General features: G+C 47.9%; 15 protein-coding genes. 11 read left to right on the top strand and 4 right to left on the bottom strand.

The window, feature by feature from the left end; genetic code table 11:
• Window positions 1-5: 5 nt before the first annotated feature.
• Window positions 6-2,456, top strand: a complete 2,451-nt coding sequence (locus Pan54_RS13440; protein ID WP_146503966.1) for a DUF1592 domain-containing protein — start codon at window positions 6-8, stop codon at window positions 2,454-2,456.
• A gap of 73 nt (window positions 2,457-2,529) precedes the next feature.
• Window positions 2,530-3,810: a DUF1552 domain-containing protein gene (locus Pan54_RS13445; protein WP_146503967.1), complete on the top strand. Its 1,281-nt coding sequence runs from the start codon at window positions 2,530-2,532 to the stop codon at window positions 3,808-3,810.
• Window positions 3,811-4,014: 204 nt separating this feature from the next.
• On the opposite strand, the gene Pan54_RS13450 is transcribed toward Pan54_RS13445, so the two are convergent.
• Complete coding sequence (locus Pan54_RS13450; RefSeq protein ID WP_146503968.1) at window positions 4,015-4,560, bottom strand: hypothetical protein; 546 nt, start codon at window positions 4,558-4,560, stop codon at window positions 4,015-4,017.
• 222 nt (window positions 4,561-4,782) lie between these two features.
• On the opposite strand from Pan54_RS13450, the gene Pan54_RS13455 reads away from it, so the two are divergent.
• The gene (locus tag Pan54_RS13455) at window positions 4,783-6,243 is read left to right on the top strand and encodes a hypothetical protein (protein WP_146503969.1); all 1,461 of its coding nucleotides are present in this window, start codon (window positions 4,783-4,785) and stop codon (window positions 6,241-6,243) included.
• A 1-nt stretch (window position 6,244) separates the two neighbouring features.
• On the opposite strand, the gene Pan54_RS13460 is transcribed toward Pan54_RS13455, so the two are convergent.
• On the bottom strand, window positions 6,245-7,261 hold the full coding sequence (locus Pan54_RS13460) for an aldo/keto reductase (protein ID WP_146503970.1): 1,017 nt from the start codon (window positions 7,259-7,261) through the stop codon (window positions 6,245-6,247).
• 303 nt (window positions 7,262-7,564) lie between these two features.
• On the opposite strand from Pan54_RS13460, the gene Pan54_RS13465 reads away from it, so the two are divergent.
• From Pan54_RS13465 to Pan54_RS13475, 3 genes are read left to right on the top strand one after another with little or no spacing between them, the layout of a single operon-like run.
• On the top strand, window positions 7,565-9,988 hold the full coding sequence (locus Pan54_RS13465) for a DUF4159 domain-containing protein (protein WP_165441768.1): 2,424 nt from the start codon (window positions 7,565-7,567) through the stop codon (window positions 9,986-9,988).
• Between the two features lie 26 nt (window positions 9,989-10,014).
• On the top strand, window positions 10,015-11,808 hold the full coding sequence (locus Pan54_RS13470; RefSeq protein WP_165441769.1) for a c-type cytochrome: 1,794 nt from the start codon (window positions 10,015-10,017) through the stop codon (window positions 11,806-11,808).
• A gap of 54 nt (window positions 11,809-11,862) precedes the next feature.
• Window positions 11,863-12,762: an N-acetylglucosamine-6-phosphate deacetylase gene (locus Pan54_RS13475; RefSeq protein ID WP_146503973.1), complete on the top strand. Its 900-nt coding sequence runs from the start codon at window positions 11,863-11,865 to the stop codon at window positions 12,760-12,762.
• 20 nt (window positions 12,763-12,782) lie between these two features.
• On the opposite strand, the gene Pan54_RS13480 is transcribed toward Pan54_RS13475, so the two are convergent.
• Entirely contained in the window at window positions 12,783-13,049 is a 267-nt protein-coding gene (locus Pan54_RS13480) for a hypothetical protein (RefSeq protein WP_146503974.1), read from the bottom strand.
• Window positions 13,050-13,246: 197 nt separating this feature from the next.
• Here Pan54_RS13480 and Pan54_RS13485 point away from each other — a divergent pair, with 197 nt between their 5' ends.
• The 4 genes from Pan54_RS13485 to Pan54_RS13500 are packed head-to-tail and all read left to right on the top strand — an operon-like array spanning window position 13,247 to window position 16,792.
• Entirely contained in the window at window positions 13,247-13,648 is a 402-nt protein-coding gene (locus tag Pan54_RS13485) for a GntR family transcriptional regulator (protein ID WP_146503975.1), read from the top strand.
• The gene (locus Pan54_RS13490) at window positions 13,645-14,604 is read left to right on the top strand and encodes an ABC transporter ATP-binding protein (protein WP_146503976.1); all 960 of its coding nucleotides are present in this window, start codon (window positions 13,645-13,647) and stop codon (window positions 14,602-14,604) included. Before Pan54_RS13485 ends, Pan54_RS13490 begins: the two co-directional genes overlap by 4 nt.
• A gap of 11 nt (window positions 14,605-14,615) precedes the next feature.
• Window positions 14,616-15,278, top strand: a complete 663-nt coding sequence (locus Pan54_RS13495; RefSeq protein WP_146503977.1) for a hypothetical protein — start codon at window positions 14,616-14,618, stop codon at window positions 15,276-15,278.
• 32 nt (window positions 15,279-15,310) lie between these two features.
• Window positions 15,311-16,792 (top strand): hypothetical protein, encoded by a 1,482-nt coding sequence (locus Pan54_RS13500; protein ID WP_146503978.1) that lies wholly within the window; start codon window positions 15,311-15,313, stop codon window positions 16,790-16,792.
• Window positions 16,793-16,809: 17 nt separating this feature from the next.
• On the opposite strand, the gene Pan54_RS13505 is transcribed toward Pan54_RS13500, so the two are convergent.
• Window positions 16,810-17,895, bottom strand: a complete 1,086-nt coding sequence (locus Pan54_RS13505) for a DUF2817 domain-containing protein (RefSeq protein ID WP_146503979.1) — start codon at window positions 17,893-17,895, stop codon at window positions 16,810-16,812.
• 429 nt (window positions 17,896-18,324) lie between these two features.
• Between Pan54_RS13505 and Pan54_RS13510 the strand changes: the two genes are divergently transcribed.
• Window positions 18,325-19,389 (top strand): HEAT repeat domain-containing protein, encoded by a 1,065-nt coding sequence (locus tag Pan54_RS13510; protein ID WP_146503980.1) that lies wholly within the window; start codon window positions 18,325-18,327, stop codon window positions 19,387-19,389.
• Window positions 19,390-19,493: the final 104 nt, after the last annotated feature.

The following is a 19,493-nucleotide window of genomic DNA, read 5'->3' on the forward strand; positions in this document are numbered from 1 at the left end:
CGTACATGCGTTTGATAAATTATTCCTGTGACCTTTCCAAAGCCCTGAGATTGCTGATTGCCACTTTCGTTGGTTTTGTCATGCACCAAAACTGCCTTGCTATTGACGGGCAAAAGAAACAGTTTTTGGCGACCTATTGCAGCGACTGTCACACGGGTTCCTCTGCAGAAGCCGGGTTGGAGATTGAATCACTCAGTACAACATTGACCGATGCCGGAACCTTTGCCGTGTGGGAGCGGATATACGATCGAGTCAATGCAGGCGAAATGCCACCCAAAGATGCCGAGCAACCGACTTCGACGAACCGCCTGGATTTTCAGCGGCTGTTGCATCTACAATTATCAGAGACTCATCGCCAGAGCAAGGGAACCGTATTAAGGCGGTTGAATCGTCGTGAATATGAAAACACGTTGAACGATATATTCGGGACGAATCTGAATCTGGAAGAGATGCTGCCAGAGGATGGGCGTTCTCACGAATTTGACAACGTCGGCTCAACTCTGGGGCTGTCGATGGTTCACATGCAGTCATACATTGATGCCATGTCCCAGGTGCTCGATGCGGCGATTGCAAAGACGGTCGATAAGCCAACGGAAAATCATATTGAAGCCAGCTACAAAGGGTCAGGCGAAGGCGATAAGTTCATCGGCAAAGTCTGGAAAGAGTTGTCTGATGGTTCGGTCGTTCGCTTTGAAGGGGGAGGCTACCCCTCCGGCATGATGCGAGGTAGTGGCGTGCGTGAGCCAGGTCGATACAAGGTGAAAGTGAATGGATATGCATATCGTTCGGAGACACCGATTACATTTTCTGTCGGAGGCACCTCATTCCAGAGGGGTTCGGAAAAACCAACTTATGGATACTTCTCATTCAAGCCCGGCACCCCTGAAAACTCTCCACAGTCGATCGAATTCGAAGCCTGGATCGAATCCAATTACATGATCGAAATCGAGCCTTACGGCATTTCGGATCCCAATCGTTATAAGCGGGAAAATGTCGATGAGTATCAGGGACCGGGACTGGCGATACACTCGGTAATTCTAGATGGCCCTCTTGCGGAAGAGTTTCCATCACGTGGTCACAAGCTGATATTTGAAGGTCTGAATCGGACAGAGATTCAACCGGGTAATCCGAAGGACAAACTGAAATCCTGGTATCGACCTCGATTTGAAATCCAATCAATCAACACGCAGTCCGATGTCTCGAATTCATTGATGCGAATTGCAGAAGCGGCATTTCGTAAACCAGTGCAGAAATCTGAAATTGATGTCTATCTCACCTTATTCCATAGTGAGCGCGACAAAGGCAACTCCTTTGAAGATGCATTGAGAACAGCAGCAACGGCTATTTTTTGCTCGCCTCGGTTTTTGTTTCTGAAGGAAACATCAGGTCAGTTGGATGACTACGCTCTAGCCAGTCGACTCTCCTATTTTCTGACACGGACAACACCTGATGCGGAACTGCTCCGTCTCGCAGAGGCTGGCCAGCTGTCGAAACCGGATATCCTGCGGCAGCAAACAGAACGATTACTGACTGATCCTCGGTTTTCAAGATTCCTGACAGACTTTACTGAAGCCTGGCTGAATCTGCGGGAAATGGATTTCACCGTCCCGGATAGTTCTCTCTTTCCGGAATACGACAATTACCTGCGTTATTCAATGCCTCTCGAAACGGAAGCTTTTTTGCAAGAGTTGATTGCAGCGAATCTTCCGATTCAAAATCTCATAAAATCCGATTTCGCCATGCTCAATAGCCGACTGGCAACTCACTACGAACTGCCTGATGTTGCCGGAGCCAAAGTTCAAAAAGTAAAACTGCCAGCCAATCATTTGCGGGGAGGATTGCTGACACAGGCGAGTATTCTGAAAGTCTCTGCAAACGGAACGAATTCTTCACCGGTCGTTCGCGGCGTATGGGTGATGGAACGGATTCTGGGAGAAACGCCTTCACCCCCTCCACCCGGGATTCCCGGAGTTGAACCAGATATTCGCGGTGCTTCAACACTGCGAGAGTTACTCGATAAACACCGCTCACTGGCAAATTGCCAGCCGTGTCATAATGTGATTGATCCCCCGGGATTTGCTCTCGAATCGTTCAATCCGATCGGTGGTTACCGTGAACGATATCGTTCACTGGGAGAAGGAGAGCGGGTTAACAAGCAAGTCAACGGTCGTGGAGTCCGATATCGACTGGGGCCGGAAGTCGATCCCTCAGGTCAATTGGCCGATGGCCGCAACTTCGACAACTATCTCGAATTTCGAGAACTGCTGGCGAGCAAACCGGAAATCCTTGCTCGAGCATTCACAGAAAAGTTACTGACATTTGCCACCGGACGCGAACTTGGATTTTCCGATCGTGAGGAAATTGACATAATAGTTGGGCAATGTGCAGATAGTAATTATGGCATGAAAGACTTACTGCATCAGGCAATTTCCAGTGACATCTTTCAGCAAAAGTGATGGGAAACAAGGCGGAAGGTTGAAGGTTGAACACAAAACTAAAGTGGGTCAGTAAAGTAGATCAGGCAATATCATGAAACGAAACGCGATCAATCGACGGCATTTCCTGAAAGGTGCAGGGACGATTGTTTCTCTGCCACTGCTCAGTGCAATGTCACCTGCCTATGCGGCATCGGGTACGACGAAAGAGCCTCATCGGTTTGTGGCGATTTGTGGCGACTTGGGATTTCATACGCCTTATTTGTTTCCGGAGCAAACAGGTAAGAACTATCAGCTCACCCCGTATCTGCAGCCACTGGCTGCTCATCGGAATGAGATGACCGTCATTTCCGGATTGTCGCATCCTGAGCAAAACGGTAATAACGGTCACGCATCCGGGATGACCTGGCTGACTTCAGCCATGCGTCCTGGTCTGGCGGGTTTCAGAAATACTGTTTCACTCGACCAACTGATGGCTCATCATCTCGGTGGAACAACTCGCTTCCCTTACCTGTGCCTCTCCAACGGCGGCGGCTCACTTTCCTGGACGGCAGGCGGAGTCGGGATTCCTTCGGAATCTTCTCCATCAAAACTGTTTGCAAAGATGTTCATTTCTGGCAATGAACGGGAAGTCAAAAACGAACTGAGAGAACTGGAACGAGGCCGCAGCATTCTTGATACGGTTTTGTACGATGCCAATAAGCTGGATCGCTCCCTCGGGGCGAAGGATCGTCACAAACTCGATGAATATCTGACTTCCGTCCGCGATCTTGAAGTACGAATCGGACAATCCGAAAGCTGGGCGAAACGACCCAAGCCGGCTGTCGATTATGCTCCCCCACAAGATGTCGCCGATAAAGTCGATATTCTGGCTAAACAACGCTTGATGTATGACATGATGGCCTTGGCTTTGCAAACCGATTCGTCACGTGTGATGACCTATGCTTTAGGGGGTTTGAATGCCGTTCCCAGTAATATTCCAGGTGTCAAAACCGACTGGCATAATCTGTCTCATCATGGCAAGGATGATGCCAAAATCGAAGAGTTGAAAATCATTGAAGAACATGAATTTATCGTCTTCAATGAATTTCTGAACAAACTCAAAGCAGTGGATGAACAGGGTAAAACATTGCTCGACAACACTTCCATACTGTTTGGTTCCAATCTTGGAAATGCGTCTTCTCACGACTGGCACAACCTGCCAATTATCGTTGCAGGAGGGGGCTATCGACATGGGGCGTATGTCGCACACGATGAGAAAAACAATACTCCGTTCGCGAATCTGTTCGTGACGTTTGCTCAACGAATGGGTTTAGAGATGGATCAGTTTGGCTCTAGCACCGCAGCTGGTATTCGTGGCCTCGAAATCAGTTAAGATTGCAAAAGTTTTCATTGAGAACATTTTCAAATGGTATCTGCATTGGCTTGGACGCCTGTGCCCGAATAATGCTGTGTTTGCTCCTGCCGGACACCGCAGTAAATAATTGAATATGCTCTAAAAATGCCAACACAGAATGGGGGATGCAATCAAACCAGAGAATGCATTCCCGAACTCATATTGCAAAGCAAATCACTTGAATCAGCTCCCTGAGTTGTCGACGATCATAATTTGCCGTGCCTGGAGTTTATCGACGATATCGCTAAGGCCTTCTTTGACAAGTTCTCCCATGGGAACAACCTTAACCTCACCCGAATTCATCGAGCAGTTCAGATAGTAATTTTTATTTTTTCGACCTCGACGACCTCGCGTTTCTTTCATCGTAATGGTGACGTGATTGATATCGTCAAAGTTCAAATCGGCACTTTTGTCGGAGGCAAAGCCAACACGAGTTAAAATCATACGCTCCGGTGTTATTTTGAGCGAATCGCCACAAAAGCTGGGTATGAAAAATCCTCCCACTCCCAAGGCGATCAGTACGGTAAAACCACCCTTCCAATACTCTTTTTGCCTAACGCGATAGACTCCATACCCCAAGGCTGCAATAAAACCTGCAATAACCATCAGGATTGTATTGAGATCGTATGAGTAAATACTTACATCGCCTTTTACTGTTTTCTTGACACAGCCACAAATCAATAGCAGGCAAATTATACCGAGACAGCGCATTACGGTTTGCAAATTCATGAATAGAGCACTTTCTTAAATTGACTGGTGACTCGTTGACGAAATGTCAGAGGAATAGCAGAACTGCAATAGTGTACTTTTGTTTTTGCGATGTCAATTCAAAAGGAATGGTATATGATAAAAATTGAAAAATGAGCCAGGAAAGATCTGGCTTCACCTTAAATGCTTCATCAGGGAAATGAGTTTCCTGGGGTGCAATAGTTATTTGATGGAGTGATTCCGATGTCCGTTCTTAGTCAAACACCTCTGAAACTTGTACTATTCTGTATTTTAGGAATGGCCATCGTTCCAATTCAGAATGTCTCGGCTCAAGGAAAAAAGAACTCTGGCAAAAACGAATCCGATCAGAAGAAATCAAAATTCAATCAACCGGGAGACGTACCAGCAAAGCATTTGCAGTACGATGCCAAAAACAATCGTTGGTATTTCGACGAGCCGAGTTCAACTCCTTATCAGCCTCAACTCGGTCCGATACTGACGCCTCCTCAATTCGATAATCGACGGAACAATTTCACTCCCTCTAACAATTCCAACAACTTCAATAATCCGGACAACAGCCCCCGATTCACGCCTCCCGGACAGACCTATAATAATCCTCCGACATTCAACTGGGGTGGATCCGTCTCTCCTCCTGCGAATACACAATACCCGAGCGGTTATCAACCTGGGTTTCAGCCCGGTTACCAGCCGGGGGGAGTTGTCGGAAATGATCCTTATCGCTATCAAACACTCGCGACTCAGTTGCGTTCGAATACGAGTTATTTGCAGGCTCTTTCCATTCGGGAGAATATGTCGCGGGAACAGTCTCAATTGATTGAAATCGCCCGGCAGCATGCCGATCAGTTTGCGAACCTGCTGATCCGTGGAGCGGATTACAATCGATTACAAGCCGAGTATGGGGCATTCGATCAAGCCTGGCACCCGGCTGCCCGATTGTTTGCTGAGGGACCGTATTCAAATCGCATGCTTTATGTGGTGAACTCCATCAATCAACTCGATAATACGTTTCATGCCGAGATGCATTTCGAGCAGGCAAATTCCTACAACCGGAATCAGGTTGCAAAACTGGCTGATGAATTGGCTGGTCTGACTGCACAACTCGTTCGAGAAAATCGTTATGGGGGAATTGCACTGGATGAACGTGGCCGTCGGTATCCGGGAATTCTGGCACAGTCTGCAAATTCCTTTCAGAATACCGTCCGGCGTGATGGCGACTATGATGATGTCGCCCGCTCTTTTCAACAGGTCGATTCTGCCTGGGCAAACTTGAGCTCTTCGCTGTATCAAACTCCGAATTTCGGCTTACAGAACTGGCAAACTGGCCGCAGGATTTTTCAGGTGATGCACGACCTGCGCGATGAGCTGACAGTCGCACCGACCAATCAACCGCACAATGATCTAACTCAAATTGTCGATCAACTGCAGGTCGAATCGCAGCGAATCCTACAATTGACTCGGGAGCAGAATAATCGTCGCGCCGCCTATGCAGCCTGGGCTTTTGCTCAGGACTGTCAGGATCTGAGCATCGCAATCTCGTCCGGCTACGGCAGTTTTCATCGCCAGATTCCTCAAACCTTATCCGCGTGGTCCGAAATCCGACAACTCCTCGACGGACAGCAATTTGTGCAACCAATTCAAATTGTCGAACGGAATTTGAGAGTGCTGGAGTCTTTGAATAATTGATTTACCCCAACGGATACGGATACTTCGCCGTGATTTCATCGATCCGTTTCAAAGTCGATTCATCCAGAATGAAGTCACAGGCGGGCAGGGTTTCATCGAGTTGAGCCAGCGAATTGGCACCGATGATCGTGGAGGCTACGAAGTCGTGTTGCTTACTCCAGCAGGTCGCTAATGTTGCCGGGGTGATTCCGAGTTCCTGAGCCAGTTTGCAGAGTTCTCGGGTGGTGGCTAACGATTTTTCGTTAACGAATCGTCGGACCATCACCTGCTGACGTTCTCCTTTTTGCATATAAGTTGAGAAGCGGGCTCCTTCGGGAAATTTTCCATCGAGATACTTTCCCGTCAGCACCCCACCGCCGATGGGAGAATAAGGGAGACAGCTGATTTTCTCACGACGGCAAATCTCGGCCAGAGAATCTTCAAAACGACGATTAATCAGGCTGAAATTATTCTGGATCGATTCGTATCGGACTGTCCCGGAAAGCTCAGCTGCTGATAACGATTTCATCATTCCCCAGGGTGTTTCATTGCTGCAGCCAACATAACGCACTTTGCCTTCATGGACGAGTTCATCCAGAACTTCGAGAGTCTGCTCGTAAGGAAAGTCGGGATCGGGCCAGTGGGTTTGATACAGGTCGACATAGTCTGTTTGCAACCTGCGGAGCGAACCCTCAATCGCTTTGCGAATGTGATGGCGATCGATGCAGGTATACCCTTCTCGCACTGGAGGGACGAACCAGCCGTGTCCTGGACCACAGAATTTTGTGGCGATCTGTATGGCATCTCGCGATTTCGTTTTCATCCAGCGACCGACAATTTCTTCAGTCCGATGCACCCATTCTTTTTCTGGTGGCACGGGATAAATCTCAGCGGCATCCAGAAAATTGATCCCGGCATCGAATGCTCGATCCATAATCCGGAACGCTTCGGCCTCATCACAGGTTGAGCCAAAGGTCATTGTTCCGAGACAGATGTCCGAGACGATCAATGATGTTTTCCCAATGCGTCGACGTTCCATGAAGAATCTCTTCGTAATTTATTGATGTGAATGTATGTTTGCTCAAAATTCAACGTGTTCCCAAGGTCCTCCCTGGGAACGAGGAAACGCGGTATCTTGCTAGATGGTCCTCCACTTAGAATCTAAAGTTTTCGCGCAAAAATCGCAAAGGACGCGGAGTGTCCCCCAACTTACTCAGTCGAATTAGTTAGAATTCATACTGCAAACGTCATGTGATCGTTTTTCTGGATGACCATCACATGATTGAGTGTTATGATGAAGTGATCCCGAATTTCAAATCCTTTTATGAGATCCTGTACTGACATGCGGAATCAGAACTCTCTCCTGAAACGAGTGTTGATCTACTCGATTGTTGCAGGCCTGTTGGCCTCGTCGAGCAGACCAGTCATTGCGCAGGACGAATTATCAGCAGAAAACGTGCTGGCAGCGATTCAAAAAGGGCGACGTTATCTCATCAGTCAACAACTTCCTGATGGGAGTTGGAGTACGGAAACGGCCTCGCCTTATAAAATTGGGATTTCATCCCTGAGCCTGCTCTCGCTGATGAACTCTGGCCTCACCTCGGATGATCCCGCAATCTCTCGTGGATTAAAATGGCTCCGGCAACAAAAGCCGACGTTAACTTATGAAATTTCGTTGATGATCATGGCTCTGACGACTGCAAAGGAGGGAGCCAAAGACAGTCTGCTCGTATTCAGTCTGGCTCAACAACTGGAAAAGGGACAGCAGCGAACAGGCCTGGACAAAGGAGGCTGGGGATATTCGAATAGCGGCAACATGGGGAGCGGAATGCCTGATCGCAGTAATACCCAATATGCCATTCTCGGACTGCGTGATGCCGCCTATTATGGCACTCCGGTTGATCGGAAAGTCTGGGAGGGTGTTCGCCAATATTGGGAGAACAGTCAACTCCCCGATGGCGGGTGGAATTATAAGCTGGAAGATGGTCGCCAAAGCTATGGCAGCATGACGGTCGCCGGAATTGCCTCGCTTTCGATTGCAGCCGCTTTTCTGAAATCGAGCGAAGATACCAATCCCGATGGAACTCCCATATGCTGCCAGCCTCCTGAACCTAACGAGGCCCTCGAACGTGCTTTCCGCTGGATGGGGCGAAACTTTTCCGTACAAACCAATCCGCTCTACGACACCTGGTGGCTGTATTATCTGTATGGTCTCGAACGCTCCGGTCGATTGAGTGGTCGTCGTTTCTTCGGCTCTCACGACTGGTATCGCGAAGGGGCACGTGTATTATTGGCTCGACAATCAAAACGGGATGGCTCCTGGCGAGGGGAAGGAGGCATGGAAGGACAACCAAATATCGGCACTCCGCTGGCTTTATTGTTCCTTTCCAAGGGACTGGCTCCTGTCATGATTAACAAAATGAAGCTAGGCCCCCGAGATCCCGATAATGCGGAACTGGTGATTGGAGATCTGTGGAACCGTCACCCGAAAGATGTCCGTAATCTTGTCGAACATATCAGCACACTTCCGAAATGGCCCAAGTTGTTGACATGGCAAACACTCGATTTTGATAAAGCGGTCGCGAATCAGAATGTACAGGAAGTTCTACAGGCTCCGATCCTGTTTGTGACATCCGAAAATGATCTGAATGATTTGATGACTGATCAGCATGTTGATCTGTTGAGGGAATACCTGATCAATGGCGGATTTCTGTTTGTCGCACGTGGTTGTGAAAGCAAATCGTTTGAAGAGGGGCTCCGTCGCCTGATCCAACGGCTTTATCCCGATGGCCTCAATGACTTGATGCCACTCGCGGAAACGCATCCGGTTTATCGCAGTGAGTATCTACTCGATCCGGCGAACGTACCACTGCAGGGAGTCGATGTCGGATGTCGGACCGCCATCATCTACTCGCCGGAAGATCTCGGTTGTCTTTGGGACAAACGCATGGTTGTCGATCCTCCCGATCGGAAACAGGATATCAAAACAGCCATTGCCAGGAGCTTGCGGATTGGTGTGAATGTTGTCGCTTATGTCACTGGCCGTGAGCCGCCGAATAAACTCGACGAGCAGCAACTTGTCAGCAAGCAGGACGACACCGATACCCTGCGTGGGATTCTCGGCATCGCCAAGCTGAGACATTCCGGCGATTGGGATGCCGCTCCAAATGCAATTAAAAAATTACTGCTCACTCTGGAGAAATCCTTCGGGGTTGTCGCCGGAACACAGCCTTATAAAATCCCGGCTGGCGATCCCGAACTCTATCGTTTCACCCTGCTCTATATGCACGGCCAAAGAAACTTCGAACTCTCTCCCGACGAGATTCGCAATGTTCGCAAATACCTCGAAAGTGGTGGCGTTCTCTTTGCCGATGCGTGCTGCGGGGCTCCGAAATTCGATGCCAGTTTTCGAGATCTGATGCAACGCATGTTTCCCGATGCACCAATGGAGCGAATCCCGGTCGATCATGAAATGTTTTCCCAGGCAATCGGGCACAACCTCGAATCGGTCAAACGGCGAGCGCCTTCTAATAACCAGAATGACCAGGCCTTGAATCCGATCGAACGCGAAGGACCTCCATTTCTTGAAGGGATTTCTCTAAATGGGCGTTATGCGGTTATCTATAGCAAATACGATATTTCCTGTGCTCTCGAAAAACAGACCTCGCTTTCCTGCATCGGCTATTCTCCCGATGATGCCGCAAAAATTGCGATGAACGTTGTTCTCTATTCCGTCCTGCAGGATGTCACCCCCAACGAGCCATGATGAATAATAGTCGCCATAACATACTCATGCCTGCCAACAGAATTCTCATCAGAAAGTTGGGAATCCTGCTGGTATTGATCTCATTGTTCACAGCAGCGGTATCCGCACAAGATCGAGTACGCCCTCGCGCCCTGGCCGTATCGCCGGATCGTTCCTGTGTGGTCACTGCGAATCGAATTGCTGGGACACTCAGTTTCGTTTCGCTACCTGAGATGCAACTTCACAGTAATGTTGAAGTTCGTGAAGTCGATGTCGGGAATGAACCTCTGGATGTTCTCTGGTTATCGGATTCCATAATCGCAGTGGCTGTGTATCGCGATCAATGCGTGAAGCTTTTTGAACGAGAGGGATCTCGCCTGCAAATCTTGCGAACGATTTCTCTTTCCGGTCATCCCGTCAGCATGACACATGCCAGAAATTGCCAGGAGTTACTCGTTTCATTACAACATCCGGATTCGGTTCAATGCATAAGCGTAGATTCGGGAGCATTACTCCGAGAGTATCACTGCGGCAACCTGCCTCGTTTTCTGGTTCTCTCGCCCGATGAAACCTGGTTTTGTGTCACTTGCGAATTGCCCGGCAGTCTCTATTGCTTTGATAGAAATACTGGACAGTTACTCAGTCGTCAGGAAGCTCATCAAACGGCGTTCAACCTCGGTCAACCAGAGTTATTCTCTGGCAGTGAAGTGATTGTCCCCCTGACAATCAATCGAGATTTTCCGATCACCGAAGGAAACTTAACTCGCGGCTGGGCAGTCAATAATCGACTGGCAAAGTTCAACGTTCCATCTGGTAACGAACTCGAGCAAAGTCAATTCGGACTCGATGTGCGTGGGCATGGAGTCGCCGATTTAACTCTTGTTCGTTCCAATCCAGCCGGCACTAAACTAGCCGTACTGGCCAGCGGCGTTCAGGAACTCATTCTCCTGAAAACGAGCGATCTTATCTGGCCGACATCTGGTGTTGATGATTTTGCCCCGCATTATCTGACAGAGACTCCCGGAATTCTCACACGCATTAAAATCCCCGGACGTCCAATCGACTTGGAATTCCTCGACAATGAAACAGTGCTGGTTGCCAATGAGATGCAGGATTCACTCTGCCTGATAGATTTAAAGCTTGGATCAATTACTAAAGAATTAAAGCTGTCTCACTCGAATCACAAATCCGAAATTGCTCGTGGGGAGCAAATCTTTTACGACGGACTGCGATCTAAAGATGGGTGGATGAGTTGCCACACCTGTCATTACGATGGCCATACCTCCGGGCAGATGTTCGATACTCTCAATGACGTGACCTACGACACCAAAAAGCTGACACTCTCGCTGCATGATGTGGCCAAAACTGAACCCTGGACATGGCATGGCTGGCAGCCCGACTTGACAGAGTCGATGTCAAAATCACTGCGTGAAACGATGCATGATCCACACGCAGCATCTTTCGACGATGCTCGTGCGCTGGCCAGTTATCTGGAAACTCTCAAACCGATCTCTGCAACAAAGTTGCCCGCTTCGGTCGATCGAGAAGCTGGGCAAGAACTCTTTTATGGAAAAGGTGGTTGCATTTCCTGCCATCAGGAGCCAGACTTTTCCTCAGGATTACGATATGCTGTCGGTCGTGTGGAAAGTCATTCGATTTATCAGGTCTTTAATCCCCCTGCTCTCCGTGGAATTTCCTCGCGAAGACGATACCTGCATCACGGCCGGGCTCATTCCCTCAAACAGGTCCTCACCCTTTATCATCGCCCTGAAGAGACTTCAGGGGCAGAATTGACAGAGGATGAAATTGAACAACTCGTTAATTTCCTTTCTGGATTGTGAATTCCACGTTGCTCACAATTCCCAAATTTTGCACAAATCCCACCGAAAGATGTCATGATTGATCTGCAAGTCAATGGTTATGCCGGCGTCGATTTTAATTCTGACGAACTGACACTCGAGCAAGTTGAGCACGGATGTGAACGTTTGCGTCAAGATGGCGTCAATGGAATTCTGGCAACTATTATTACCGCAGACCACGATGCGATGTGCCGACGACTGGCAAATGTTGCGAAAATTCGAGAGCAATCATCGTCTGTCGCTCAGATGATTATTGGCCTGCATATCGAAGGTCCGTTTCTATCTCCTATCCCCGGATACATCGGAGCTCATCCGACGGAACATGCCTGCCCGGCTAATCTGGATTTGACGAAGAGATTACTGGAAGCCGGTGATGGCTTGACGAGACTTTTCACACTCGCCCCTGAACAGGATCTCACAGGGGAAACAACTGGCTGGTTGAACGATCAGGAAATTCTAGTCGCAGCCGGGCATTGCAATCCCAGTCTGGATCAACTGAAAGCTTCGATTGATGCTGGCTTGAAGCTGTTCACACATCTCGGAAACGGTTGCCCGATGCAGATGCACCGCCACGATAATATTATTCAACGGGCTCTTTCTTTATCCGACAAACTCATTATTTGTTTCATTGCCGACGGAGCCCATATCCCATTGTTTGCCCTGAAAAATTATATTCGATGCGTGGGGATTGAACATAGTATCGTTGTTTCAGACACCATCAGCGCAGCTGGCCTGGGGCCGGGAACTTACCATCTCGCCGATCAGACCGTTATTATTGAAGAGGATCTAGTCCCCTGGGCAGAAGATCGTTCTCACTTCGTCGGTTCGGCCTGCCCACTGAAAACCATGGTCGCCAATCTGCAAACAATTGGGTTGACTTCATTGGAAATCGATTGTCTCGTCCGGTACAACCCCCGGAAATTACTGGGGATTTAATCTTTGCTTATCGCAAGAGATTACGGGTTCTCTTTCTGCTTCTGACATACATAGTCAACCATCGGCAGAATCATTCCCAAAATGATCATTTGCAATGTCAGTACCACGACAAGCAGGATGCCGAAGATCAATTGAGCCTCGCTCAAACCCATGCGCGAGACCTTGGTAATCCCGATCAGCATCACAAATATTGCAAACACCCAGCACACGATCTGTCCAACCTGCACGTCAAATCGCGATGAACTTAGCTTGCGGCTGAATAGCTTGATAAGTTGCGAAATCGTCATTTCGTTTCTCAATTGTGAATCACAAGAACATTCTTTTTTGTTGAGATAAGACAAAAAGGAATCGTGAAGATTCATTTTGGATCGATTTTCTTCAAGCAAGAAACACTGCTTGCTGTTTCTTATTTTTCTAATTTTACATAAATCCCTCTTGACAAAAATCATCTGTACTACCACTATTAGTACAGAAGGAACACGCAATGAATTTTCAGGTCAATCCATCCAGTTCGCAGCCGATTTATCGTCAGCTGTCACAACAGATCCGCGAAGGGATTGCCCAGGGACACCTCGCGCCGGAGGATCAACTCCCTTCGGTTCGTGAACTCTCTAAATTGTTGGTCGTGAATCCCAATACAATTGCGAAGGTTTACACGGAACTCGAACGGGAAGGTGTTTTAACGACCCGCCCTGGTTTAGGTGTGTTTGTGACGCAACCCCGTATCGAATTGACGAAAGCGATCCGCGTGCAAAAGCTGCAGGAATCGCTGGATATCTGTCTGACATCGGCGGTGTATCTGGGTTTCGATGCCGATGAAGTTCGCCAGATTGTGGAAGCTCGTCTCGGCAAGTATCAGTGGAATCTCGTGAAGGGGAAGAAATGACAGACCTCGCTCAACCGGTCCCTTCTCCTGCCATCGAAGTGCAGGGCTTGACGAAATATTATGATGGCAAAGCGGTTGTGAATGATGTCAGCTTTCAGATACCCACTGGCTGCGTCTTCGGATTCCTCGGCTGCAACGGAGCCGGGAAATCGACCACGACCAAAATGCTGATGGGCATGGTCGTTCCCGATTCGGGCTCTGCAAAACTGCTCGGACACGAAGTCTCTACACTCGATCCCCAGGTTCGCGAACGAATCGCTTACATTGCAGAAGGACATCCACTCTACTCCTGGATGAGTATTCGTGAGGCGATCCGCTTTACGAAACCATTTTACAAAAAGTGGAATCAGGAATTGCTCGAACAGGTGCTGGAACATTTTGGACTGCCCCTCACCCGCAAAATCCGCAGGCTTTCCAAAGGACAGCAGGCTCAGGTTTCGCTGGCTTTGGCAATCGCTCCTCAACCGGAGTTACTGATTCTGGATGACCCGACATTGGGGCTCGATGCGGTCGTCCGCAGAGAATTCCTGGAGTCGATGATTCAAATCATCCAGCGGGAAGGCCGAACAATTATGTTTTCGTCTCACATTCTTGGTGATGTGGAACGAGTTGCCGACCGGATTGGAATTATGGTTGATGGCCGCCTGCAGGTCGATTGCACAACCGAAGAGTTCAAGCAATCGGTCAGCAAACTTGTGCTCGAATTCGATCGTCCGGTGAATGGATCGATTGCATTTCCAGAGTGCAAGGGTGTTGTGGGCAGTCGATCGATTCTGAATCAACTGGAAGTGATCATTGTGAATCTCAATGACGAACATCGGCTCCTGGCTGAGCGATTGGAGCCGAAGCAAATTGAAACCGAATCGATGAATTTGGAAGATTCCTTCCTGGAATATACTCGCACGAATCGAAACAGTGTTCCTGTCTTTGTCGATCAACTCAAATCTCATTCGTGAAAGTCTCTCCCATGTGGCCACTCACGCTCGCTTACAAAGAATTCCGACAACTGCTGCCGATACAGATCGTTGGTTTCGCAATTGTTCTGCTGACAATCCTGGGAATGTGCGGTATCAATTTACTCTACTTTTTTAATAGTAATTCACATGCTGAAATTCCTTTTTATAACATCACCACATTTCAGTTATTACCAGTGGTTGGAACCTTGCTGGCAGGAACCACCGGATACTGGCAAACGCTATCCGAATCGATGCGCGGGACGTGGTTGTTCCTGTGGCATCGACCAGTTTCCCGAATGCGAATTACCTTGGTGAAATTAGTCAGCGGAATTGGCTTGATCTGGCTCGTGATGGTCTTACCCATGCTGGTCTATGCGTTGTGGGCAGGCAGCAAAGGAAGCATCGCTGCTCCCTTCCTTTGGGAAAACACTCTCATGTACTGGAAGAGTTGCTTCGGACTCTCGATGATTTATCTGAGCTGTTATCTCTCGGGATTACGACAAGCCCGCTGGTATGGAACTCGTCTCTTGCCCGTCCTGGCAGTCAGCGGTGCTTTCCTGTTGACAACGACAACAGAATACTACGCAGGTCTCTCGCTACTACTCATTTTCGCAGTCGATGCCATTCTGATCGCAGCAATTTTCACGCAATGCCATCTCGAAGATTTCTCCTAATCACTTCGTTTTCAGCCTTGGAATTCAATGATATGTCTACTCCATCGAAAACAACCAGTTTCCCGACCAATATCATTCTGACAGCAGGGCTGTCCATCCTGTATGTCATCATCGTCACCTGGGTTTCCACCACGGTTGCGACGTATCTGCTTCCACAGAAAGAACAACATTCTCAAAATGTAACTGTTCTCGGTGATGACACGGTACTGATCTATCACAATACCTGGCATCGCAATATTTCAGACGTCTACTACACGACACTCGATGGAGAAAAGTACATATTAAAGCAGAATGAGGTGGTTAGTAATGGGATTTCCTTGATTGGTGAAACGCAGAAATATTACCAAAGCTTGACTCCCTTCACTCCCTCGATTTCAATCGCAAGTTTAATGGGAAAAGAGCAAAAACCTAATTACTGGTATTTCATCTACGATAGTAAGTTACATTCGACGGGTTATTTCGTGGCTTACCATCCTGTCACTAAACAAATCATTCATTACCTGGGTCAGAATGGCTTTCAGAATTCTATCCCAACTCCTGAAGAACAATTTCCCATTTACGGCACCGCAACAAACCAACTTCTTACTTTCCTGCTTATGGATGAAAGCACCTACAACTGGAACTCCTATCCTGGTATTCCCCAAAGCACTGGATACCAGAAATACCAGCGACAGGATCTCTTTCGCGATTCCGGTTTACTTCTGACACGCAAAGGGGCAGTCAAACAGATCAATTTCATCACGGGTGAAGTCACAAATTTTCTCGATCGCAGTGATATCCTGAGCATGAAGTTGTGGAGACTGCCAAAGAATCATTCTCCAGAGAACTGGGCAACCTCAGACCGCGAAGCGGAACTTGTTGTCTCCTTTCGCACACCGGAGTCCGTGCTCACTTACGGCTTGCTGGAAGATAAGAGTTTTCAAGTGAAAATCCCGGAAGAACTGCATAAGCAAAATTTTTCCTTACATTATCTCAAGGGAAAACAACTCCTGTATGAAGTAATGGAAAGAGATCTGCAGACGGGAAAATATGCAACGGATCTCTACTGGGCTGATTACGAAGGAAACATTACTCAAACCAGAGATGATGTTATCGTAAATTATTACCCTAATGATTTAGATATACAAAAATGGATTATAGCTGGCGTACAACCGGCTCCTCTCACTTTTCTTTTTTGCATGCTGACAGTTCCTGTCGAACAAATTAAGCTACAATACGATCTCTCGACGACAGAAGCCGTCATGAAGTTATTTCAAATGAGCCTGCCTGTCGTCATATTGCTCTTGGTGATCTCAGCAGGTCTTCTCTTTCATTACCGAAGTTATGCGAAGCACAAAAATGTGAAACCTCGCCGGTGGGAATACGGATTTATTCTACTGATGGGACCGTTCGCTTACCTGATACTTCGCTGGAGCCTGAAATCGCATCCTGTTTCAACTCCTGCATCTCAACGAAACAATAGCATCGAAATTTTAAGACCGCTATTGAAGCCAGTTTCAGAAACCGCGATTTGAGTCTGGTTGCGAAAAGTCTACCAGCGATGCACATTTTCAATCGCTGACCGTATCAAACTTACTCCCCGCTCCAGCACGTTTTGTCTCCATCGGTTTGAACTCGGACAAAAGGCTTCCTGAAGTTTTTTTCGAGCCGATTGAAAGGCCTTCGAATCAGGGGCACCAAATTGGGCATAGTAATTCTCCTGGCGCAACGTCTTCAGCATCTTCAAAGAAGAATAGGTGCCGAACTCAGCACATGCGGAAATTGTATGGGAAGCTGTCGAATTGCTGTGCACCCAGCGAGAAATGCTCCCACGTGCCTGATAAGGTGGTTCGTTTTGCTTGTGAAAAGAATGCAGGCTTTCACCCGAATATGCCTCTTTCAACCAGCGTTGAGTCTGCTCATCAAGCGGGGTATCAATCAGCAATTCTCCCCGACCGTACTTCCCTAATCCGGTATGAAAATCGAGATGACAACAGTGGGTCGCACCTGCAATCCAGGCAGGGAAATACTCTGTGAATTGCCTGGTCGTCCAATTGGGAGCATCGCCCCCATAGAATAACCCGTGAGGAAAACGATTCTGCCCCGAGGCGATCGCCTTGAAAACTTTCTGATAAGGATGCTTCAGCAATAACTGACCCGCCTGGAGTAGGAAAGAACGTTGCAATTGCGATTGATCAGCAGGATTCAGAAATTGATCGAGTTGCCCATACAACTCATTTTCATCTGTTTGATAACTTTCCCCCTGAATCAAAAAATTACGATTACCATCGACATTCTGCTCATCCACGCGTCGAACATAAGCAAACCCCCAGGGATTCAATGCGTGGAGCAGGACGATGCGCACATCAGTCGGTAACTCATTCGATTTCAGATATTCGAGAATCGCCAGTTGGACAGCCGAGCCTAATTGTGCTTCCGCACCATGCAATCCACTCGAAATAACGATAACACGTTTTGCCTGCGGATCTCCTGTCTGTGCAACATCGAGCGACAATTCTTCCTGCTCAGGTCCTTTCTGAGGATGAATCAATGAATTCACCTTACCATGCGCCTGCTCAGTCGCTTCAAGAAATCTCTCACGTGCAATCCGGTATGTCTGAAAATAAGTCGGATTCATCGTTCACCTCATTGGGCACAAGTGGTCTCTACAAGAGCTGACGTAATTAGAATAAATAATATCACTGTCATAATCGTTAAACTCAAGCACGGATAATGTCCAGTGACATTCTGAGTGAATGTCAGGAAAACACCTGAACGTCTGCGATAAATTGCGGTTGTAGCAGTTCTCATGCTGACGACTGTGACGATTATAGCATCTCCTCCTGCCTGTATTGAAGAAAGCGTTCTGGCCTGTCGATACGAATTGTGGACCGGTAGTGATTGCACAAACAACTGCATGATGCATTGCAATTCTGTTGAACTACCTCATCTCCACAAATGAAATTCCATACGGCATTCACTTGGGTCAAGCTTCGTCAGGGATCGAGTAAGGCGAAGATTTAGGGTTAGCCGATTCGACACTCAACATTACGATGAGTCAGAGTCTATGATCAAAATCATTCACGCAATCTCGGCACTCAGTTTACTGCTCGCCCTTTGCTCAACAACACAAGCGGGCTGGCCAAATTGGAAGTTCTGGCAGAAGTCATCGAAAGACTGCGTCGATGTCTGCATTGACGATAATTGCTCACCGACGTGCTGTGATATTCCTTGTTGTGACGAAATCGGCTGTTGCGACGAATTGAAACCAATCTCATTTTCTGGTCGATTGTTTAATCGCCCTGTTCATTGGTTATCTCGCGTATGTGGGAACGAATGCTGCGAAGTTGATTTGTGTTGCTCCGATGATGATTGCTGTATCGGTGGGAGTTGCTGCGAAACCGACTGCTGTGCCGACACGATGATCGATATCAATCACAATAATCGATGCAAAATTCTGGCAAAACTGATCTATCGTTCCCAGACCGCTTGTTCAATGTTTGATCGTAGCCGTGCCATTCATCGTATTGGTACAGACTTCTGCTGCAAAAATTATCCAGAAGTCATGTGTGCCTTGATGTACGCTATGCATGACTGCGAAGCCTACGTTCGCGTTGAAGCTGCAGACGAAATTGGGGATCAACTTCGGAAAAGTCACTGTTGTTGTTCATGTCAATTAATCAGTGTACTCAAATGTGCCTTGAACGATGAGAATTGGCGAGTCCGACGTGAAGCAGCCCAGGCATTGAGACTTTGCGGTTACTCAGTCCCATATCGCTTCGGTAAATACTGTGTTGAGGGATGTCTCGACGGTTGCACTGACGGATGCTGTATTGATGGCTGCTGCGATAATTGCATCGATGAAAGTTGCCTGCAGTCTTGTCCGATTTCTCAGGAAAACAAATACTATAAAACCACTGAGATAAAGATTGAGAAAGAGGACGCCCGGGTCACTCCCAAAGTAACCACTCCTCCAATGCCCGAAAAGGTGGAAGTAAAAAAAGAAGATAACAAACCCGCTCCCCCGTCAGCGGAACGGGAAAAAATGAAAAAAGGAAATTACGTCCCCGATGAAGACTCAACCAGTTTCATCATGCCCAGCATTCGACAGACTGTCGGCATGCTGTACTAAAATCAAATTCGAAATACTGAATACGATGGCATAAGGCACGGAAGCCTCGTTAAGAACAGACTCGCATCACGCATGCGAGTCTGTTTGCATGTGCAGAGAATAAG

It is taken from the genome of Rubinisphaera italica (genome assembly GCF_007859715.1).
Taxonomy (GTDB): Bacteria; Planctomycetota; Planctomycetia; order Planctomycetales; family Planctomycetaceae; genus Rubinisphaera; species Rubinisphaera italica.